Annotated in this window: 17 protein-coding genes; 8 read left to right on the top strand and 9 right to left on the bottom strand. The window is 40.5% G+C overall.

Annotated elements, in window-relative coordinates:
• Positions 1-119: 119 nt before the first annotated feature.
• The 3 genes from A7985_RS03985 (at position 120) to A7985_RS03975 (ending at position 4,995) form a co-directional block, all read left to right on the top strand.
• On the top strand, positions 120-2,543 hold the full coding sequence (locus tag A7985_RS03985) for a hypothetical protein (protein WP_065789103.1): 2,424 nt from the start codon (positions 120-122) through the stop codon (positions 2,541-2,543).
• Positions 2,544-2,805: 262 nt separating this feature from the next.
• The gene (yddG, locus tag A7985_RS03980) at positions 2,806-3,741 is read left to right on the top strand and encodes an aromatic amino acid DMT transporter YddG (protein WP_065789102.1); all 936 of its coding nucleotides are present in this window, start codon (positions 2,806-2,808) and stop codon (positions 3,739-3,741) included.
• 45 nt (positions 3,742-3,786) lie between these two features.
• Complete coding sequence (locus A7985_RS03975; protein ID WP_065789101.1) at positions 3,787-4,995, top strand: tyrosine-type recombinase/integrase; 1,209 nt, start codon at positions 3,787-3,789, stop codon at positions 4,993-4,995.
• Positions 4,996-5,120: 125 nt separating this feature from the next.
• On the opposite strand, the gene A7985_RS03970 is transcribed toward A7985_RS03975, so the two are convergent.
• Complete coding sequence (locus tag A7985_RS03970; protein WP_065789100.1) at positions 5,121-6,671, bottom strand: methyl-accepting chemotaxis protein; 1,551 nt, start codon at positions 6,669-6,671, stop codon at positions 5,121-5,123.
• A gap of 226 nt (positions 6,672-6,897) precedes the next feature.
• Between A7985_RS03970 and hemH the strand changes: the two genes are divergently transcribed.
• Positions 6,898-7,917 carry a ferrochelatase gene (gene hemH, locus A7985_RS03965; RefSeq protein ID WP_065789099.1) on the top strand — a complete coding sequence of 340 codons (1,020 nt, stop codon included), beginning with the start codon at positions 6,898-6,900 and terminating at the stop codon, positions 7,915-7,917.
• Between the two features lie 47 nt (positions 7,918-7,964).
• Here the strand turns inward: hemH and A7985_RS03960 are convergent, their stop codons facing one another.
• The 3 genes from A7985_RS03960 to A7985_RS03950 all read right to left on the bottom strand — a co-directional run bounded on the left by A7985_RS03960 (position 7,965) and on the right by A7985_RS03950 (position 10,012).
• Positions 7,965-8,783 carry an alpha/beta hydrolase gene (locus A7985_RS03960; RefSeq protein ID WP_065789098.1) on the bottom strand — a complete coding sequence of 273 codons (819 nt, stop codon included), beginning with the start codon at positions 8,781-8,783 and terminating at the stop codon, positions 7,965-7,967.
• A 216-nt stretch (positions 8,784-8,999) separates the two neighbouring features.
• Complete coding sequence (locus A7985_RS03955) at positions 9,000-9,479, bottom strand: hypothetical protein (RefSeq protein ID WP_065789097.1); 480 nt, start codon at positions 9,477-9,479, stop codon at positions 9,000-9,002.
• Positions 9,476-10,012 (bottom strand): hypothetical protein, encoded by a 537-nt coding sequence (locus A7985_RS03950; RefSeq protein WP_065789096.1) that lies wholly within the window; start codon positions 10,010-10,012, stop codon positions 9,476-9,478. Before A7985_RS03950 ends, A7985_RS03955 begins: the two co-directional genes overlap by 4 nt.
• Before the next feature lie 274 nt (positions 10,013-10,286).
• On the opposite strand from A7985_RS03950, the gene A7985_RS03945 reads away from it, so the two are divergent.
• Positions 10,287-10,643, top strand: a complete 357-nt coding sequence (locus tag A7985_RS03945; protein ID WP_065789095.1) for a ribosome recycling factor family protein — start codon at positions 10,287-10,289, stop codon at positions 10,641-10,643.
• Between the two features lie 116 nt (positions 10,644-10,759).
• Here A7985_RS03945 and A7985_RS03940 read toward each other — a convergent pair whose 3' ends face one another.
• The 3 genes from A7985_RS03940 to A7985_RS03930 all read right to left on the bottom strand — a co-directional run bounded on the left by A7985_RS03940 (position 10,760) and on the right by A7985_RS03930 (position 16,693).
• Positions 10,760-13,327 carry a putative bifunctional diguanylate cyclase/phosphodiesterase gene (locus A7985_RS03940; RefSeq protein ID WP_065789094.1) on the bottom strand — a complete coding sequence of 856 codons (2,568 nt, stop codon included), beginning with the start codon at positions 13,325-13,327 and terminating at the stop codon, positions 10,760-10,762.
• A 284-nt stretch (positions 13,328-13,611) separates the two neighbouring features.
• Positions 13,612-15,018 (bottom strand): YfcC family protein, encoded by a 1,407-nt coding sequence (locus A7985_RS03935; RefSeq protein ID WP_063373667.1) that lies wholly within the window; start codon positions 15,016-15,018, stop codon positions 13,612-13,614.
• Between the two features lie 121 nt (positions 15,019-15,139).
• Positions 15,140-16,693: a sensor domain-containing diguanylate cyclase gene (locus tag A7985_RS03930; RefSeq protein WP_065790023.1), complete on the bottom strand. Its 1,554-nt coding sequence runs from the start codon at positions 16,691-16,693 to the stop codon at positions 15,140-15,142.
• Positions 16,694-16,956: 263 nt separating this feature from the next.
• On the opposite strand from A7985_RS03930, the gene A7985_RS03925 reads away from it, so the two are divergent.
• From A7985_RS03925 to A7985_RS03915, 3 genes are all read left to right on the top strand, one after another.
• Positions 16,957-17,154, top strand: coding sequence for a hypothetical protein (locus tag A7985_RS03925; protein ID WP_065789093.1), 198 nt, complete (start codon positions 16,957-16,959; stop codon positions 17,152-17,154).
• A 37-nt stretch (positions 17,155-17,191) separates the two neighbouring features.
• Positions 17,192-17,656 (top strand): nuclear transport factor 2 family protein, encoded by a 465-nt coding sequence (locus A7985_RS03920; protein WP_065789092.1) that lies wholly within the window; start codon positions 17,192-17,194, stop codon positions 17,654-17,656.
• 281 nt (positions 17,657-17,937) lie between these two features.
• Positions 17,938-19,911: a hypothetical protein gene (locus A7985_RS03915; protein ID WP_065789091.1), complete on the top strand. Its 1,974-nt coding sequence runs from the start codon at positions 17,938-17,940 to the stop codon at positions 19,909-19,911.
• A 53-nt stretch (positions 19,912-19,964) separates the two neighbouring features.
• Here A7985_RS03915 and A7985_RS03910 read toward each other — a convergent pair whose 3' ends face one another.
• Positions 19,965-20,753, bottom strand: a complete 789-nt coding sequence (locus A7985_RS03910; RefSeq protein ID WP_065789090.1) for a YwqG family protein — start codon at positions 20,751-20,753, stop codon at positions 19,965-19,967.
• 78 nt (positions 20,754-20,831) lie between these two features.
• Positions 20,832-21,716 (bottom strand): SDR family NAD(P)-dependent oxidoreductase, encoded by an 885-nt coding sequence (locus A7985_RS03905; RefSeq protein ID WP_065789089.1) that lies wholly within the window; start codon positions 21,714-21,716, stop codon positions 20,832-20,834.
• Positions 21,717-22,465: the final 749 nt, after the last annotated feature.

Here is a 22,465-nt window from a genome sequence, read left to right as displayed (position 1 = left end):
GTATCTTTGCTTACAAAACGTGACAATGGCATACGTTGGCTTACCCTATTGCCAGGCACGCTCTGAGAAAATAATCAGCACATAGTTTGATTATTTTTACGTAACGAGGAGCTAATGCCATGTATATAGTCAGGAAAAATTCTTTTCTCGCAATTACGATATCTTGCCTAATTGGCGCTTGTGGAGGTGGAAATTCCGCTTCTACCAGCGAGACGAAAACCACCCCCTCTGTCCCAACACCAACACCCGCACCGAGTCAAAAAACGCCTCTAGAATCCGCGTTTCCAGTGTCTACTAACATATTCGGTATCACTATTAGAGCCACGTCATCGACAAAACCCAACAAAGTTCTGCACGCTGCCAAAGTGATGGCTGAATACCTCGACAATAACGAAGACGGGGCAGCAGACAACCCTCTAATCGTTGAACAAATGGTCAATGCCGGAGCCACTCTTTTGATGGCGCCAACAGAAGCTTCTTTTGAAGAGGCAGCTGAAGGAATTGAGCAGCAAGATGTTTTCCAGCCACTATTTGGAGACGAAACAATCCCTGATGATCAAAGCACTCGGTTTGATGCGACGTTAGAAGAGGTTCTGCATTTAATTACACATGTTGGTTATTCAAAGGTGTACCCTGAAATATTTGGAGAAAATACTGGTTCTGCAATTGCGCAAGCGATGGACATTGCCAGAGGTGGACAATTTGAAACCATCCCGCAAGTATACCCTGAAGGCGCTTGGTACACATATGATGACCGGACTTGTGATTACAGTTGTATGGTCACTGAATACACCTACTGGGGCCTCACCTCTATTTTGGGCGCGCAAGTCGGCAGGCTCGATGAAATACAAAATGAATGGACTTTAAATACTGCTGAAAAAGTCAAAAGCAAAGATGCCGAGCTATATAGCATACTGACAAATGATTCCTACAGGTTAGCAAACACACTCCCCAACGGCGATTATCAAGGCTTTGAAATTACTTTAAGCGGCACCAACAAGACGCCTGCCGTCGATTCAAGTCATGAGATATTGCAGTCAGTAGTCTCCTCTAACCCCAACTACAAAATAGCGTATACCGACGAATCATATGTTTACATGATGTCTCCCGATGGTTCGAATATAACCATGCTTGCTGACGGTAGTCCCATTGCTGGGTATGTCTCATGGGGCCCTGATGCAAAATTTGTGTATTTTGCGAGTGCCAAAGGAGAAGCAGAAAGCGCCTGGGAGGCATTTAGAGTGAATGTTGAAAGTAAAGAGCTCACTAAACTTACGGATTTTGGAAAAGACGTTCGATCGCTTGGTGTCTCGCCTGATGGAGATTACCTTGCCGTTTCTGTTATGTCCGGTAACTCTAATATTGGAGATAACAACGATAACCTTACGCAATTCAATACAGACTTATATATCGTCGATATGCATTCTGCGGAGGAGCTCTGGGACTCGGGTCGAACACTCGGCCTTTCAGACATGGATATATTAGTATCCTCTCCAGCCAATCAGCAGTTTTGGTATGAGGAAATCAATTGGCGCCCAACACAAGATAACGATGGCAAAGCACCCATTTTGGCTTATACACAAACGTGGCGCTACGATGAAGATGATGTTTCTTACACCAACGTCTTTACCATACGTGCTGACGGCAGCGATAAAACACTTTTAGTAGAAAACAAAGACCAACCAATCTGGGATTTTGAAGGTTCCAAGCTCAGTTTCTTAGACATGTCTTTCTATGATTTCGACGCTGGCTCCGTTCGACGTTGGCAAGTCACAGGCATTGATGAAGACATCGCTGCCCCTGCGCTTTCTCCAGATGGTGGCTTTATGATCTTTGAAGTCGGTGATGGTAGCCGAAAGGCAGGTATGGCCAGGGCATCCGAAGCCGTTAATAATCATGGTGTTGTTATTGGAGGGGTTAATGTCTATGAGCCTCGTTGGTCGCCTCAACCAATTGAACTCAATACGAGTAGTAAAACCGTAATCGGTGCAATCAACGCCAACCAATGCAAAAAGGCTGCTGAGCTAGATAAACCAGCTTGCTTTATCGTCAATGGAAGACATGCAGAAATGAATGGAGTTATAGGCCCAAACATTGTTGAGACCGTCTCTCAACTACTAAAAGATCAGCCACAGGTTAAAACGATTGTATTAAATCAGGTGCCGGGGTCCGAAGATGATGTTTCTAATCTTATGGCAGCAAAAATGATCCATGATGCTGGTTTAAGCACAGAGCTTTTGGCCCATAGCGATATCGCATCAGGCGGAGTAGATTTTTTTGTCGCAGGAGTGAGTAGAAAAATAGCCAGCGGCGCAAAACTCGGGGTGCACGCTTGGGGTTATGAAGATGCCAACGGTCATCTTCGTTCAGCGAATGACTTGCCAAGAGACCATCAGGAACACCGGCGTTACATTGAATTTTACGAATATGTAAAGCAACATAGTCCCAAGGATTTCTATTTTTACACGATTGACGCCGCATCATTTGATAACATTCACTATATGACTGAAGATGAACTTATTCAGTGGAACATCGCTCGCTAATAGCGACTTTGAATGGCGGACCCGATTTAATCCGCCATTCGCAACTGATTAAATCATTAACGCACAGCATTACTTAATCCACTTCCCGCTGTATATTCGCAGTCTCTTGGCTCTTCTACAGCGCCGGTTCGAATTACGAACTGCCTGTGAAAAATGTACTTACTTATAATTAATTTAAACTAATTATAATTTTTTTGAATAAAGCCAATACAATGCCAATTAAAGAATATATAATAGCCAATTTTTAGCGGAGCCTAACAGATTGCCTAGCCAATACCGATCCACAATTTATGGGGCCATTGCAGTACTCATTTGGAGCGCAGTTTTACATTTGGTTCGTATTGTCAGTGAAGATTTTGGGCCTATAGGCGGTGCCGCTCTTGTGTATACCTATTCTGCGATTTTTCTAATCGCTTTTTTAGGCTTACCAAAAATCAAATTATTTCCGAAAAAGTACTTGTTCATTGGTGGTGTATTGTTCGTGGCTTACGAGCTTTGTTTGTCACTTTCTTTAGGCTTTGCCAATTCGCGTGAACAGTCTGCTCAGGTCTTAATCGTAAATTACCTTTGGCCTGTATTTACCGTATTGGGAGCGATACTCTCTAAACAAAATAGAGCCCAATTGGGCGTGCTTATACCCGGCTGTATTTTAGCTTTTATCGGTGTTTGTTTAGTTGTGTCTGACGATTTGACCTCGCTTGTCACAAGTTTTCTTTTAAGCATAAAAAGCAACCCTTTGTCGTTCTTATTAGCATTTAGTGGCGCGATTATTTGGGCATTTTATTGTAACCTTACGAAGTCCATTGCTGACGGGAAAAATGCAATTGCGTTCTTTTTTTTCTTAACCGCTTTAACCCTATGGGGAAAATGGTACTTTTTAGATGTAGGTTTCAATCATAATTTTACGTTTTTGAGTGTATTTGTACTCGTTCTAGCAGGTGGCGGTATGGCACTTGGTTATGGACTTTGGAACAAAGCAATCATTAATGGCAATATGATTATTCTTGCAGCTATGTCTTATTTTACGCCCGTTTTCTCAGGTATATTTGGTACTCTCATTTTAAATATTAAATTAACACAAAGTTTTTGGGTGGGTGTAACAGCGGTGACTATTGGCTCCCTATTATGTTGGCAGTCTACACGCATTGCCAAACACCAAACTAATCCGGTACAAACTGTGCTAGACAATACTGAATAAATATACATATAATTTGTCATCTCTATTGCGCTGGACAGACAATATATGACGCCACTAGTCGACACATTAAAACAGCTCAGGTACCTCATTGCTCACTTAGATGACGATACCTTGCATAGCGAATATCCTGCTATGTATGAGTTTTTAAACAATAACAGACTGGGCAATGGACAGTGTTTAGACGAGTTAAAGTTTTTATACCGTTTTTTATATGTTTATGGTCGCAAATCCGAAGCCACATTTAACCGATTCAGAAATGAAATAGAGCGCTTTCATTTATGGAGCTGGCTCATTCAACAAAAGTCTGTTTTTGAGCTAAAAAGAGAAGATATTGAGGCATACGTTGAATTTGTTGTAGAACCAGACTCAAAGTGGCAAGCTCACTCGGTACAATGGCGGTTTAAAAACGACAAAGGTATACGTCAAGTCAACCCAAACTGGCGCCCTTTTGTGTATAAAGAAAATGGTGTCAGCCAACAGACATTAGCTTCGATGTTTACAGCCCTCAACGTATTTTACAAGTTTGCAATTCTTGAAGAGAAGTCATTTACTAATTTTGTGCCTGTCGTGAAAAAGAATTGCCCGTATCTCGTTGTTCAGTCCCAAATAAAAATGCCTGATACACTCAGTGATTTACAGTGGGAATACGTCTTTGGTGTGACAAGAGACCTTTGTGAACAACACCCTAAATTAGAGCGTAACCTATTTACGTTGGCGTGTTTAAAAGGTTTATATTTACGTATTTCTGAGTTGTCAGAACGACCCCAGTGGTCCCCGGTTATGAGTCATTTTTGGCAAGATCAAGACAACTTTTGGTTTTTGCGGATCATGGGGAAAGGTAATAAATTGCGAGATGTCACGCTCAGTGATGACTTTGTAGATTACTTAAAACGTTACCGTTTATCGAGGGGGTTAAGTGCACTCCCACGTGTTGACGAGCCACACCCTATTATCCATAAACTGCGGGGGCAAGGTGGCATGAACGTTCGTCAATTAAGACGCATTGTTCAAGAAAGTTTTGACTTGGCGATAGAGAAACTCAAGCAAGATGGATTTACCGAAGAGTCTGAAAGTCTCGAAGCGGCAACAAGTCATTGGTTACGCCATACAGGGGCAACGCACGACGCGCAAACTAGACCTTTAAAACACTTATCAGAAGATTTGGGTCACTCTAAAATAGCGACGACAGATCAAATCTATATTCAAACCAATATCAAAGAGCGTGCAAAGTCAGGATTAAAAAGAAAGCTTTAGCACTAGCGCTTGAAGAACATTACAAAAAGCACTTAATTTGCTTAACCATAATTGACAAACCCACAGTATGATGTGTTCCACACTGTGCATTTAAGAAAGGGCCATAAGGCCCTCTCTTCGTAGTGCTAGCGTTTGAATCTTACTACTAATTCATGCATATCTTTTGCTACTCGCGTTAGTTCTTCACTTATCATCTGACTTTCTTGAGAACTATTGACACTTGTATTCGCAAGCGCGGCAATGTTAACGACCTGTTTATTGATGTCTTCAGATACCGTTGCCTGCTCTTCCACCGCAGCAGAAATCTGCATAGAGTTAACACTCATCGTTTCAATCAAGGCGTAAATATGCTCAATTTTTTGCGTTGATTCGTTCAATTTCTCAATACCTGCTTGAGACTCTGTTTCCCCTCTCTGGGCAATTACCTCAGACTCCTGCGTACTTTGAGTTAATTCATCAATAATGGCATGGATTTCTTTGGTGGACTCTTGTGTTCTTTGCGCAAGGTGCCTCACTTCATCTGCTACAACAGCGAAGCCTCGACCTTGCTCACCGGCTCGTGCAGCTTCTATCGCCGCATTCAGTGCTAACAAATTGGTTTGCTCAGCAATTTGCTCAATGATCTGAGCTGCATCTGCAATCTTATTCGTTTGTCGCGCAACACCCAAAACTGAGTCTTTGATATCGACAACTGTAGCACCTAAATTCACAATAGACGCCTTGGTTTCTTCTGAGCTTTTTGCGCCCTCTTTTGCTAACGCTAATGCATCCGTAGCGTCAGACGACGTTGACTGAACATTTTGTGAAACCTCTTGAATGGTTGTCGCCATTTCATTCATCGCTGTTGCTACGAGTTCAGTTTCTTGCTGTTGCTGCGTTAGTTGTTCGGTAGTTGAACTGCTCATACTTGTCGTCTGTTCAGCGCCAGACGTCACCTGCTTCGAAGCATGCTCAATACGTGTTATCACCGTATCTAAGTGTGCATGTTCACTCAGTAACTTAACGTGTAGCTCGGCCATTTTGCCTTGCCAAGGAGAGTATACTTTTTGAGAGACATCGTCACAAAAACTGTGCTTCAACACTTCACTAATTCGCTCAAGCTGTTCGTTATCTCTGTAGCGGTTATAACCAAAAATGGCCATACTATTGAGCATTAACCACCCAAAAGCGCCGGTTTCATAACCAGTGAAAAACAGTCCCAATGCAGTAGCAAAAGCAGCAAGAGGCCAAGCAGTCCTTAATTTAGGCAACTCATACTTAGTCTTCCCACCAGTGCGCACCGTTTTATAAAGCGCGTCAGCACGCTCAACGTCTTCTCTATTTGGGCATGTTCGCACGGATTCATAACCGATCACTTGCCCATTTTCAGTCATAGGCGTAACGTACGCATTAACCCAGTAAAAATCGCCGTTTTTACACCGATTCTTAACCATTCCCATCCAAGGCTTTCCAGCTTTAAGCTGAGTCCACATAGTCTTGAAAGCCAATTCTGGCATATCGGGATGTCTTACAAGGTTGTGCGGTTGGCCAATTAGTTCTTCTTTTGAGTAGCCACTCACATTAATAAAATGCTCATTACAGTCGGTAATAATACCTCTAAGATCGGTAACTGAAATGAGTTTATCTTGTTTTGCAAATCGTTGTTCACGACTTGTAACGGGTTGATTAACTCGCATTTAACTTAAAACTCTCTGCAAATTATATTTAAACTCGACGCTGGACTATGGAACATACGTCTTATGTGACAATTAGGCAACCAATTTCCATCAAATTACTAAGAATTTAGGCTATTTGTACATATTTAAGAATAATATGTCCGAAATCAGATCTAAAAATCGTTTTTTCACGTATGCTCTTTACTGTAAAATATTAATGTTATAAAAAGCCACCAAGGAGTGCTAAGTGTCCAGATTTTCAGCAATTACAGACAATCCTCATGAAAATCGATTCAACAGTAAAATTGGGATATTAGTCACTAATTTGGGTAGTCCAGATGATGCCACTACCCCAGCACTAAGAACTTATTTAAGAGAATTTTTATCTGACCCTAGAATTGTCGAAATTCCCAGAGCGATTTGGATGATCATTTTACATGGCATTATTTTAAGAGTCAGACCGCGTAAATCGGCAGAAGCGTATAAAAGCATATGGACTGAACAAGGCTCCCCGCTCATCAATATAACGAAAAATCAGTGTGAAAAGCTAAAGGCCCTTCTTTCAGAGAAAGGCCATGAGAATGCTGAAGTTGTCATGGCAATGCGCTACGGGAATCCATCGATTGAATCTGGCTTAGAGCAGTTACGTGAAAAAGGCATCACAAACATTGTTGTGTTACCGCTTTACCCTCAATATTCAAGCGCAACAACCGGCTCTACTTTTGACGCCGTCTCACGCGTTTTAACTAAATGGCGTTGGGTGCCCCAATTGCACTTTTTGAATGGATATCATGACCATCCTAAGTACATAGAATCCTTATCAAATTCGGTAAAAGAATATTTAGAACAAAATCCGATGCCAGAAAAAATCCTTTTTTCATATCACGGCACACCCAAGCGGTTTTTGTTAAATGGTGACCCATATCATTGTTTTTGTCATTTAACGACTAATGCGGTAATAGAGCGCCTTGGACTAGACAAAGAGCGTGTAATCACAACTTTTCAAAGTAGGTTTGGTAAAGCAGAATGGTTAAAACCTTACACTGACTTTACACTTAAAGATCTAGCAAACAATGGCACCAAACATATCGCAATATTAAGCCCTGCTTTTAGCGCTGATTGTTTAGAAACACTGGAAGAGCTAGAAGAAGAAAATAAAGAGTACTTCATAGAAGCAGGTGGAGAGCGTTACGACTACATCCCTGCTCTGAATGATAGAGACGATCACATAGAAGCATTTTACGAAATATTAAAGCCTCATTTATAACACTAAAGGCACCAGCAATGGTGGCCTTTAATCTTCAAACGTCTGAATCAGTTTGCTTTGCCATTGTTTCGGCTTCGTCGCAATAGATCGTTTATTTTAGATACATAATCTTGAGGTAAGTCGATCATTGCAGCGATATGCTTCCCCTTAATTTCCCATAACTCTTTTTCACCATTTGCTTTTGCGTATAGTGTTTCAGCCATACTAAATGGTACGACCTTATCTTGCGAACTATGAACAATTAACATTGGGTGCTGAAGATCAGCTATTAACTCTTCAGAAATATAAGGCTCAGAGAATACCGCTCTGACAAAGGGCCTTACGAGCAATGGCGATGAATAAGCAGCTTCATCACCAAAAGATGTAAAAGTTCCTTCGGTTATTAAAGCATCAACAAATTCAGGATGGCTGTGAGCGACATATATCGCTAGCTGCCCACCATAGGACTGACCCATCACCAAAACAGGCATTTGTTTTACATCACTTCTCGTGACGAGATAGCGTAAAGCTTGGCTAGCATCATTTGCGACTAACGCGTGACTTGCCTTCCCTTCAGAGTCCCCAAAACCTCTGTATTCCATCATAAAAATCTGATAGTTGCTCTCAATAAGCGGCTTAATCACTTTGTACCAATTGACGACTTTTGATCCACTCCCTTGAAACACAAAAATAGTTGCTTTGGGTTTATGGGGTGGTTTAAATAAAAAGTGATTGATCATCTTTCCGTCTGGGGAAGATAATTGGACCGTTTCTACAATTCCTTTTATCGGATCGTCTGGCCTTTTATCAATCGGAAAGAACACACCACTGAATGAACAGCCTGAGATCAGCAAAACTGTTAATAAATATAGGCATTTCTTGTACATAGGTCTCTCACTTGTAGTTATTATAACGTTCCTTCACACTGCCAATGCAGATTGCAACTCTCATTAGGTGCCCAAAACATAGATTAGTAAAGCCAATTTTGAACTAAACTAATCCCCACTAGGAAACTTACGCCTTTTTCATTTAATACTGTGTAGTTTGCGTAAGCCTCCATAGGAACTACCACTTAAACAACTCTGGTGTGTGTCAAATTAGAGTCACTTATTTGAGCTCGTATTATTACTGCCAATTTCATTTATTGGATATGCTTTATCTATATAGATGTACGCAAAGCCAAGAGAAATGACTAACACGATTAGGCCTATAATCTGAGAGCTTATTTCAATACCATTAGATGAAAATTTTAATGTTGTAGTAGAGTCTTTGCCTTTTTTAAATTCCAACCAAGAGAAAACAAGGCCAAAAATAACAATCACAACGACTAGGGAAAATATTATTATCGATGTTGTGTATTGATACTCTTGCGTAGATTGCCTGTGCATCAAAGAAAACCTATCGTAATTAGACTTCTCACGAATAAGCTGCAGATTTTTCTCAACTTGACATTTCTTCTGAATATCAATGGCGTCGTTAACTGAAGTACTCATGGTAATGTTCTCATCGCATATATCTTTAGGCTCCGCTGAGAAAGCCGCTGTAGGTAAAAGAAGTAAAATTAGAACTATAAGCTGTTTCATTTGCAAGGATCTCCACTTGGTGAGACAACAGGGACGATGGGGACTGGATCGACATCAATACACGTTAAACAATCTTTAAAGACTTCATCTAAGCTTTTTACATCCTTTTTAGGAAACATAGTCGTGTACTTTACATCAACATCCATTAACACGCCTTTCGACATAAAAAGCGTGACCTTTTCAGATATATAAGACGTATTCGAAGTTAGCTTTAGAGATTTAGGAAACGCAATTTGGTGTAACGTATCACAAGTTGGGCTAACCACTGGTACTTCAGGAATTGGATCAACGTCAATACATTCAGGGCATAGTTTCTTAAATTTGTTTAGGACTTTATCATCTTCAAATTCTAGTAATAATTCCCACTCCCCTCCAAGTTGTTTCTTTCCTAAAGCTTCATTCACCGATTTCATATAATCAATTACTACTTCTTTTTCTCCTTTAACAAAAATGGGGATTTCGTGTTGAGATACATCTTTCGCAGCAACATTCATTACGATTAAACATTGCGAAATACACACAAGCATTTTCATCGCTCCTCCTTTTCAGTTTTAGCGAATTAAAAGTAGACCCTGAACAAGATATAGAAGTTAATCTCAAAAATTTTCGTACATACATCTTCGATGTATACACCCCATTAAATTAAAGCAACAAAAGCCAAAGTTAAAAACCGTCACACACAATTTTCTTGAGCTCTTTTTATCAAATACGTCGTGGATTAGATGCTTTTTCTTCAGTAACTATTTCAATCTACCTATCCAACATAACTTTGTTACAATAACCACTCACTTTTTTTCTATCGTAAGTATGTTTGATATTCAATTAAATAGCTTTGTTCGTCGCGTAGAGCAAACAAATGAATTAAAAGCGCTGATAAAATCATCAGGAGCGAAATTAAGCCGAAAAGGCCGCTCTCGAAACTGGCGTTTACAAGGTGATTGGCAACAATTTGAAGCCATCATTGAGAGTGCTCATATGAAAGATGAGCCTAGCTGGCAGTGGGTGATTGAAAAGTTAAACTCGTATAAACCCAAACCTCAGATGGATGATCTAGTTGCAATAGTGAAGAGCAACCCTGTTATTACACTGCAAAAATTGATTGCGCAAACTGATTGCACAGTAGTAGAAGCAAGAAAAGCTTTTGATATTGCGGATTGGGAATAGTCGCCTTTTAGAACTCACTTTCGATATCCGTTTCTCAGCCCAAAAATCAACGACTCTGACCCCATTGATTAGCAGTAAAATACCACCACAAGGTGGCATTTTACTTATCTAAATCATTATACGCGTGTTTGTTTTACACCTACAAAACTCGCATGCTTGTCTTCCTCCTGAGCATTAAACTCCTCAAGTAGGTTAATACATGCATTTAAAGGCCTTGCAGGGCTATAGTAGTAGCCTTGAATATGGTCACAACCCAACTCAGCTAACATCTGTAGCTGAACTTGCGATTCGACACCTTCTGCGATGACTTTAATACCTAACTGCGCTGCCATATTGACCAAACAAGAAATCATAATTTGCTTGCTCTTATCCTGCATTAAACTATCTACAAACGATTTATCGATTTTAAGGTAGTCTACTTGGTTATCAATTATGTGGCTGAGCGATGAATACCCAGTACAAAAATCATCAAGCGCTATTTCTACTCCTTTGTCTCGCAAGGTTTTAAGTAGCTCCCACGTATAGCGGTTTGTTGCCATAGACTCTGTCACTTCAACAGTGACACTTTCATAAGGAATACCAGCTTGTTCAATCGCATTGGATATCAAGTCAAACTGATTATTACTTACCTTAAACTCGTTGACCGAACGATTTACAGACACGCTGACTTCGGAATAACCGAGGTCTTGGATATGCCGTAAGTCATGGCAAGCTTGTTCTAGCACGAACTGGCCGATTTGATGAATAAAGCCAAATTCTTCTGCAATAGGAATAAAAGCGCCTGGAGAAATCATCCCTTGCTGATCATCGAACCACCTTACGAGCGCTTCAAACTTTACGATACGTCCCGTGTTCTGATCGACAATTGGCTGATAGTAAACTTTGAGTAGCTTTTGTTTAATAGCTGCGCGAAGCTTGTCTCGTAGTGCGATTTTATTGAGATGAGCGTTCTGAATTTCTTGATTGTGTAAAGCGACATTCCCACGGTTGTTTTTCTTGGCGCTTTCAAGTGCGTGGGCCGCATTTCGGATAAACTTAGCGGCTGTAACTCGATGCCGACAATCCAACTGCGCAATGCCAGTACTAGCGCTCAGTTCAATCGTCAGTTCATTAAATACATAGGGCTGTTTAAGCTTATCACTAAGCTTATTTGCTATATGCAGTGCGCTCTCCACATTGGTGTTATCAAGCAAAATTGCAAACTCATCTCCACCATAACGAGAAATAGTATCGAGCTTTCGCAACCCATTTTTTAATCGTTTGGCGACGGAAATAAGTACCTTGTCACCTATTTCTGGCCCATAAATATCATTGATCTCTTTAAAGTGATCGAGACCTATAAACAGCAATGAACATGGGTGAGAACGACTTCGACTGGCCGATATTTTTTCTTCTACAATATCCATGAAACAACGTCTATTGAGTAACGCTGTCAGTGGTTCGTGGTTAGCGTAAAAAGTCAGTTGCGCTTCATTACGTTTCCATTCAGTTATATCTCTGAATATAGCCACGTAGTTAATCACTTCACCTTCATCGTCACGTACGATGTTTAAAGTCAGCTCTTCAGGGAAGATTTGTCCATTCTTGCGGCGATTGTAAATCTCACCTTTCCAAGTGTTTTGCGACGACAAAACCGCCCACATTTGAGCATAAAACTCGGCATCATGTTTACCTGAAGATAACACGGAGGGGTTACGCCCTAGTAGCTCTGTATCAGAGTATCCGGTCAGACGCTCAAATGCGCGATTGACCATCACAACTCTGTTTAAATGATCTGTGATCATAATGGCTTCGGTAGCGTGCTCGAAAACAACGTTGGTGAGTTCAAGTTGCCTATTCAGCGAATAGATATAAGTAATATCTTGTATCGTTGCACTAAAGACGCGCTCATCTTCTTGCTCTTCTGAACGCTCTACGTGCCCGATTACGCGAAAAAGGCCTTTAAATTGATTTCTTTCTTGGTGAGAGACATTGATATCAACTTGATCGACTTGGCCCGTACGCAATTTTTGCATGATCACACGCAACGCCTTTTGATCCTTCTCGATCAGGCAATCACAAAATTGCTCAAAACAGAGTTCTTCGCATGGATGGTTTATGAGCGCTCTCATTTCTTGACTAAAAATATGCGTATTTCTACTAATATTCCAAGACCAAGAACTGAGCCTTGCGATCCGCTCCCCTTTGGCCAATTGCTTAACCAAGATTTCCTGCGCTGCAAGCTCCATATTGTGGTTCAACTCAGCGCCTACTAATAAGCTGAGTTCTCTAAACCAATGTTTATCGTCGCTCGAAATTTCTATTTGCTCATCAAATAGGCAAACCATGATGCCTATAGGGGTATGGTCCAAAGCTCTGAGAGTAACACCCAAGTAACCATCAATATCAAATATTTTGAGGATTTCGTCTTCAGCGTACATTTGTTGTAAGTTACAGCTAATCGAACATACGCTCTGGCTATCTTTGGCGTCTTTACATGGCGTACCTTCTAAATCGTAAATGATGTAATTCGACTTTACCCCATCTACAGCGTACGCAACTGTCTTTACTCTCGTATCCGAGTCAATAAACTTACCTATTAAACAATGAGCTGGCTGAAACTTTTCGTATATCAAGTTCAGCGCCAATTCGTAACGAGCTTCGCTACTTGGTAAATTGTAAAAAGTACTGAATGATAGCTTCATCGTTTAACAATCTTTTAATAATTATAGTTATTACTATGAACGGGAAATAATATAAATTGCAATATTAGTTTTATTGCCGAATATAAATATGAAGGTAGATCAATAAAATATCAATAAGTAATAGCAAATATATAGGTGGTCTAAACGACCTATGTATAACGTGGGCCGCCTTGTTTATTTATATATATTCACTAATTGCGTATATGGCGTGAAGAGATTATCGTGCTGTTTTTAATAAAAAAGCCGTCTATAAGACAGCTTTTTTATTAGTTGTGTATTGTTTTTTATTCAATAATAGGTTGTACATCTAACCCATAACCGAAACTCACTGCAAGTACTAAAACAATCGATGCAGCCAACAATAATTTACCAATTAACGGTAAACAGAAGCGGAACCAATGCGTATAAGGTACACCCGCCATGCCTAGAATCCCCATTAATACTGCGTTAGTCGGGATGATCATATTTGAGAAGCCATCACCAAATTGGTAAGCAAGCACTGCGACTTGACGAGGAACACCCACTAGATCACCTACTGGTACCATTAGAGGCATTGTGACGTATGCTTGTCCTGAACCTGAAGGAATGAATGTATTTAGGAAGGTTTGGATGACTAACATACCCACAGCTGAAATTTCGGCAGCAACATGTGACAATGGTGAAGACATGCCATACACCAATGTATGTAGTATTTGACCATCTTCAAGAATCAAAGCGATGCCTCTCGCCACACCGATTAAAACCGCGGTTGTAACAAGCTCTGACACGCCTTCAATAAAGCGCTCAGCGGTTTCATCCGCTGATAATTTACCTAAAATTGCAATTACGACACCCCAAGCGACAAACAATCCACCTAGTTCATATAAGTACCAACCTTTTGTCGCAATACCCCAAACGGCAATACACAAAGTGACGATAAAACTGAATAAAATAGTCTGATGGCGTTTGTTTAATTTGGGATAGTTAGGCTTAGCTTGGCCTTCTAGAGGACAAGGCACACCAATCATCATCGACTTGCTAGGGTCTTGTGCAACCTTTTTAGCGTAGCTCCACACATGGTGAAAGCCTATAAGTACAAATGGGATGAATATGGCTAAACGAAGTTCAATACCTGAGTAAACTGGAATATCTGCGATTTGTTGCGCGATTAAAACCGTAAACGGGTTAAATGCAGAAACACCATATCCAATACCATAACCTGCGACAATCATGCCTACAGCCGTCATTGCATCTAGCTTCATCGCCTTACATAGCGCTACGAGAATAAGCACAAATGGAATGTATTCTCCAGCTGTGCCTATGGTGCTTGAAGCCAAGGCAAAGCAAAACACCACCATAAAAATCAGTCGCTGTGGCTTAGTGCCATGCTTCTCTAGCATACGGCCAATAAGGGCATCAACGGTACCTGTTGCACGTGCAATACTAAGCACACCACCTACAATAAGAACAAAGAAGATAACATCTTGAGCTTGAGCAAACGCTTTTGGAATGGAAGTTAGTAAATCCCAAGGAGTTAGGTACTCTTTTTGCTCTACTAACTGATAAGTACCAGCAACAACCATTTTACGGCCACTGTCTGTCACACTTGTCTCAAAAAATCCTTGCGGCACTACCCAAGTAGCAAGTAGCGCAACCACCATCATGCCTAATAAAAGCACGAGCGTGTGTGGCACTTTCAACTGTTGTCCCATTTACTGCTCCAAATTAATAATATTGTAGTTTGGCGCGCATATTACCCACATTTAAGACAAAGATCATTGCTTAAGCTAAAAGATTGTAAATGAATTGCGATTTAACGCGCAAAAAATGCGATTAAACAGCGTCAATACAGCAACTTCTATTTCGACCGGTATGTTTAGCACGGTACAAAGCTTGATCTGCAAGCTCTATAGCTTCTTCGATCGTGGTTGTATTGCCTTGCCAATAAGCGACGCCGATGGATACTGTTATTTTAATATTCTGAGGCATAGTGTGCTCAAACACTTGCTTTCTTAGTCTCTCGGCAATGCACAAAGCCTCATTCAATGCAATTTTAGGCAAAAACATAAGAAACTCCTCGCCACCAGCTCTGCAAATAAAATCATCAGACCGAGCATTACACACCATCAAAGCTGCCAGCTCCTTTAAAACCCCATCTCCTGTACTGTGCCCATGTATATCATTAATACGTTTAAAATGATCTATGTCTATCGCCAACACAGATAAGCCAACCTCATTCCGAATGGCATTCTCTAGCCAGTACTCCAATGATAATCGGTTATGTAAAGAAGTTAACTTGTCTGTTTTGCGATCAGTATCTAGTGCTTTAATGACACGTCGTACAGAGCGATTACTTTGTATCAGTGTATGCTTTAAGTTTGCGGCTTCGAAATACCACGCAAATATGCGTGTCGCATCGGATTGCTGACGATTGAAAGTCGCTAGCTGCTTAGCCAACAGCGTAAGAGGCTTCGCAATCTGTACTCCCACGACCAAAATCAATGCCAATATTAACACTGTAAATGGAATACTAGAATATATTACGGCTTTGTGTGTAGCGCCCAATTCATTCAGTATCGATGCCATTGGCCTTTGACTCACAACGCCCCAACCAGTCATAGGGACAGGTGCAAATCCAGCGATCATTTGAATACCAGTGCTGTTTACAATCTCTGACGCACCTACTCGGCCTTTTAAAACCTCATTAATAACGGCATTACCGAACACTTGCTCTCCAATTCTTGATGCGTTAGCGTGGTAAAGTATCCGGGATTGTCCATCTACTACATACAAATAAGAACCATCAACATAATGGTGCCTACCTAATAACCGGCTTAATATGGTCTCTCCTTGTAAGTAAATGCCCCCAGCCACAAACCCTAAATACTTCCCATCCGATGTTCGAATGGGATAGGTGGGGCTAACCATTAGGTTATCAGCGGGAGACCTAAATGGGTCTAACACGATAGGCTGCTGATGCTTAACTTGTCGAAGCTGCGCAGGCGAGATTGACATTCCTAGTATATCAAGGTCGGGTTTTACAGCGATTATTTGGCCTTGTGGATTAACGACTACTAAGGAGTCAAAGCTATTAGTCTGGCTCAACAGTCGCTCTAGCTCCTGATTCACCGCGTTCAAATCATCAAACCGCTGTGAAATGTGATAGGCGCTAACATTGAGTTGGCTATTTACTGACTGTAAAAACAGTTCGGTTACCTGTGCAAGCTTTGTTGCATACACCCGATTTGCGTGCAATGTATCCTTTATGAAAGCATTTTTATGTACCTGATAACTTGCAAAAAGCGTATTAAAAGAAGTCAATAATACACCGCATGTTGCTAAAGCTAATATCAGCTTTTTCAAATCAACTCGAAATGCTCTTTTCATCGAGTTTTTTATATTGGCTTTCACTATAAACTGTTAATTATGTTTCCCTACGAATTGCTAAAATTCTAACGCACCAACCTTTTACGTATTTATTCTAGGTCAATGTTTTTAGAATATTTCGATATCAATCCCAAACTAATCTCTCGCTTCACGTAATACGTATAAATCAGGCATAACAGAACGAAGGTGTGTTTTTGAGTTGTTCTGGTTAAAGAGAGAATTTCACTTTATAATGACCAACCCAAACTTAATGTAGGTCTGTAATGAGCAAAAAGAGTAAAACGAACCCTTTAGTAACCCATTTGACTATTGCCTTTGCGGCACTCGCTTTTTTGTGGTTGTCTACAGATGACAAAGATGTCTTAGTACTTGGGAACTCGCTGGTTTTGGTTTACATTGTCTATGCGCTCGCCTCTAGATTTGCACTTAATAAGAAGAAAAACAATCACACTCAAAAATAGGCCTATTTTGGAAGCCATTTATACAGCAAGGATCCCCATGAAATACATACTGCTCCCTGTCATACTCCTAGCCGGTTGTAGCACGACCTCAACTATAAGCGAAAATGCCAAAAAGCTATGTGAGGATACACTCTATAAATATACAGAAGTAAGAGACAAAGGAACGACTACACAGTATGTGGATCTGTTTACGGCTGATGCCACATTCACAGTTGAACGCCTCGGTATACAGTTAAACGGAAGCAAAGAACTTGCTGATAGGTTTGAATCAGCAAGGGCAAAAAACAAGTCTGTCCACTTGTTAACTTCAAGCGATGTTTACATGTCTTCTGAAGGCCAATTGGGTGCAACCTCAAACTTCATTCTGTTCATGAAAGACAAAACAGCAACCAGCAATACCAAAGTGCTCTCAGGCAGGTATATAGATAAGCTGGTGATATCAAATAATAAATGCAAATTTGCGTACAGAGATGTCTTAGTAGACCGGATCGATACTTTATAATTTGTTCAGATACAAACTCGTATTCTAGAGTTTGTATCATTTCTATAAACTTTCAAAATAAGCCATATTGGTCAAATATACCTACAAATCCCTCAAATTTAGTCTACATTCTACTATGCTATTCGCTCCTGCATTTTCAACTTGGCCGGAAGAACTTACGATAAGTGTCGAATGCTAGCACAGCGCTTTTGAAAACGTATTATCAAATAAATTACAAGGATTGAACGGGTTGTTTGGATGAAATAGCAAAACAGTTTAAGTTAACCTTGTAGGCATGTGCTATGAAATTCAATAAACCATTACAATATCTTGTGTTGGGTTTAGCGCTTTTGTCATTGCCTGGCTGTTTAGACAATGACGATGATGACCCAGTTCCAACGCAACAGGATACACAAATCACAGTCACCCCTTCTTTGGGGTTGATCAAAAATGCAAATATTCAGATACTTACATTAAGTAATAACCAGCCCGTAGCTGGCGCAACAGGCAGCACTGGCGAGTCAGGCAGTGCAACTATAACTGTTCCTGCGGGAACGACTGGTCCATTTCTGGTAGAAGTGCTACCCACCAGCGACTCAGAGTATTTTGACGAGGCAAAGGCCGCTTTCTTACCCCTCCCCTCAGACACGAAACTTCGCGCTGTTTTATCCAACCTGCAAAGTCAGGTTGGGGTTACAACACTCACCGAGATTGCCGCTAATTCAATCATATCTGCCAATGTCAGTGATGCAAACTCAGTCAATGCGGTCAATGAACAAATAAGAAAGGCGCTTGCGCCCGCTTTACAAAGTATCCTACAAGCGCCACAGCTTATTTCTGAAAATGCAGAAGGCTCAGTCAATAACGACCAAGGCGGAATATATGCAGTCACCCTTGCTGCGCTTGCAAAACTCGGCTCGACACAAGATAACCCAGCACTGGCAATGCTCAACAGCCTAAAAGCGGATTTCTTAGATAATCAGCTTGATGGCAAAGTGGGCGACAAAGCATTTCAAAACCCGATTTATAATGCAGACTCATTTATTAGCGACCTTTCTGCACAAATCACATCATATGCAAATAGTTTCGGCGTCGCTGAATTGATCAGCGATATTAATAGCACCTTTCTGCTCAATGAAATTAAAAAGACATTAGAAGGTCTAGAAGACATCCTAAACGGGTTGAACCTAGATGACCTAAATTTTGATTTTATCCCCGATGGATTTTTACCTGACGATGATGACGACGACCAAGATGATGATCAAGGCAACGACGACACCACGGCTACACTGACCATTACTGGTACCACAACAACTGCCGGTATTACCACTGATCTCCCAGCAATCACGGTTAACAATGTACCCGCACCAAACCCTGAAGACATCAATGCCATTGAGCAACAGATAAAAACGCAGGTTGAGTCACAAGGTATTACGGTCACTAACCTTGAATTTGAATTAGTCAGTGCCAGTAGCGAAAAAGTGGTAGTGAGTGTCAAATACTCTTTCTCAACTTCAGGAGTAACTGTAACAGCAGATCTGACCTATACATGGACGCCAGGTTTTACCGGAGATGACGCGTCTGATGATGACGGTTCAAACGACGATATGCTGCCTGATGCGTTAAGTGGCAAGGTGTTCACGTTGACCTTTAAAATAACTGAAAGTGGCTCCTCGTTTACAGATGGTCAAAAAGTCATGTTTACCTTCTCCAGCTCTGGCAAGTTGTTTATTGATGTTGATCCGGATGCTTCGAATGGAGATGAAATTACAATAGACGACTTCGACAAATCCGGTGACGAGTACAACTACAGTGACGAGGCAAATGGATTTAAATATTCCGTGGCTGTGCTCGATGGAAAACTCCACGAAATTAATTTATTTGCGATTGGTGGTGGTTTGTTAGGCCAATTTGTTGAGCAAGCTAGTGGTGATGAAATACCAAACCTAGAACTTGTCACAGCGCTTGCTGGTACATATACAGTAACAGGTGAAGGTCATAGCAGAGGCACCTTCATTATAGGCCAAGATGGTACCATTGATTTTGACTCCGGAGTCAGCTTCGCACCGAGTGATATTGTTGCTATTTTTGATAGGCGTAATATAACCGAAGAGCCAAGAGTACAGGTTAACTATGGCAGTGATGATAGCGGCCCATCTATTCGAATATTCTTAAATAGTGACTTACAAACTATCAAAATGATTGTTTATAGTAATCAAAATGAAGGGATCGAAGTGAGTGTCACCGTGCAGACCGCGACCGGTGGCGGTAGTTGATACGAGTATAACTATAAGGTTGGGCCATACTTTGGCCCAACCTATTGGTGCAATTAACTACAATCCCAATTATACCAGACTCTAGAAAAGTCCATTTTTTGCAATGCGCTCGGTTCAATGAAGAAGTTAGCGACACCACAATCTCCCCACATAACATCAACACCTTCATCATCTTGACTATCCAATTGAAACAGCAATACCCACTTTTCGTCTGGTTTTTCATAACCTCGCGGATCTTCTTGAGTGAAATGTGCATACCCTCCTATTTTGGAGCCCATACTTTCATAGTTATCATAGAGGTACTCACCAACCGCTTCATCCATTTCAAATACGTCACCACAGATTTGCTCAAAACGATAATCCGTTGGTGAAGGAAACTCTTTATCTAATTCAAACTGCAGGGCGTACTCGTTCGCAATTGGAAAATCTGAATCTAAAGCGGCACACGGTAACCCACTCTCTAGTAAGGTTTCATTTTTTATTACATCTTTGTGATAAATGATGCGATAGCCGTCAGCTTGCTCTATGGCTTCATCTACCGAGATATCGCAATTCAATCCATACAATTCATCATCATCTTCTATGAAAAATTGCAAGATCCCTTGAGCTGGATAGCCATCGAGAGTTGGTACCTCCGCAAAATTAATTTGGGCTAATAAAACTAAAGGCTCCGCATTCTTATTACATGGATAAGTTTTCTCTTTTGGCCAATATGGTTTACCTGCGAGTTTGCTACTCCATAGGTGCATCGGTTCTTGTGCAATTGGTATGACTTTTACATACTCTAATGCATGGGGTTGTAATTTATCTTGGATCTCTTGAATTTCCGTTTTTACGCTCATATCGACAGTTCTTTGATGTTGTTAATAGGTAGGTTTGTGAGCTTAAATCTAGCCATTCAAACCACTTTGCTGTTTTCTTTAAGCAAGATACCTGTCTAATATTTCAATTAATTCATCCCTTGTGTAATGAAGGTCTGGATTTTTGTTTGTCTGAACTACTCGTTCTAAAAGTGTTTCAATTAATTTTGTGCCTTCATAATGTGTCCCTATGACATATCGCTCTTTCGGTTCGTCACTAAACAGTGCATGTTCAACGGCATGAGAAACAAATTCAGGCTCTGACGCATCTGTGTGCTCAGCAAATCCGGTATATTCCTGTTGCTCTAGGATATGGTTAATAAACATTTTGGCACGTATATTAAAGGGGTATGATGCTCGTTCCAGCCTTTCCAAACTCGACTTATTCGTTGACTCTTCCATTTTGGACTTGATGTTTCCAGGCAGAATTAAACTTACTTTTACGCCAAACTCAACGACTTCACTTCGTAAAGATTCCGTAAACGTATCCAATGCATTTTTAGTCATTGTGTAAGGGCCTAATAGCTCAGAGCCTGTTACACCACTTTGAGCCCCAATATTTACAATCCTACCTTTGGCTTCAAGCAATGAGTCGATGCAGGCTTTAGATAGCCGCCAAGGACCGAATACATTAACATCAAACATTGCTTTCATTTCATCTTCTTTCCAAGCGTTAAAATGCCCTACACCACCTAACCCCGCGTTATTAACCAACCCGTAAAGCGGCCTATTTGACGCTTCGATTAAGGCAATAAATTCTGCAATATCTGCTTTGTTAGTCACGTCTAAAATCACTGGAATGATATTTTTAAATCCAACTAAGTGATTGTAGTCTTGTTGTTTTCGAACTCCGGCGTAAACCGTGTGACCAATTGAAGATAAGTGATGAACAAGGCACAAACCAATTCCTGATGATGCCCCAGTCACTAATATTTGTTTACTCATACACGACCTAACTATTTTATATCCTGATGCAACTTCAAAAGTTCACAGGAACCATTATGGGTACTGATTTTATAATCTAAATTCACTTGAATGTGCAAATGGTTTTACCCTATTACCTTGGTAAAAATCTTCTGATTCTTTATCTGGCGCTTTTATAATTAAGCTAATTTTCGAACACACTTTACAAATTAATATCAATACGTTTTCCTCAAGTTAAGACAAAGACTGTGACATTTGTTCGCTATCCGCGTCGAAATGAAATTGGTTTTACCAACTGGCATTAACAATGCCAGCGAAGCTTGCCTTTTAGTCACAATGACTGCTTTTAGATTTTGTTACACTTTGTGGCTCAATACACAGGGCTAAAGTCGGGATACACTCACGGTAGAATTCTTTGAGGAGTATGAGTCCGTATTAGCGATTGAATTTGCCAGCTACAAGTTCCACTTTCTTTAGTCCCAATTCTGAAAAGCAATGGACGTTATAAATTCTTGGTTTTTGCTCAAATAGCAGGTTATTTGAAATCTTTGGCTAAGCTGATTAAATCTGCACCGAAAAATTAAAAATAGTAAAACATGTCAGTCCGATTACGATAGTTTTCAGTGCTCAGCTTTATCGTTCTTAAATTAAAAAGAAAAAACAATAACCCATTGTATTTAAAGACTATAATATCCATTTTTCATTACAAATAGAATTACTAAGTTTGATAATTTTAGGAGTTTGTCAAGACGATAAACACGTAATTTTGA

Origin of the sequence: Pseudoalteromonas luteoviolacea, assembly GCF_001696455.1 — a bacterium.
Classification (GTDB): Bacteria; Pseudomonadota; Gammaproteobacteria; order Enterobacterales; family Alteromonadaceae; genus Pseudoalteromonas; species Pseudoalteromonas luteoviolacea_C.
Note: the sequence above shows the minus strand (reverse complement) of the source record. Positions and strands in the feature narration are given on the sequence as shown.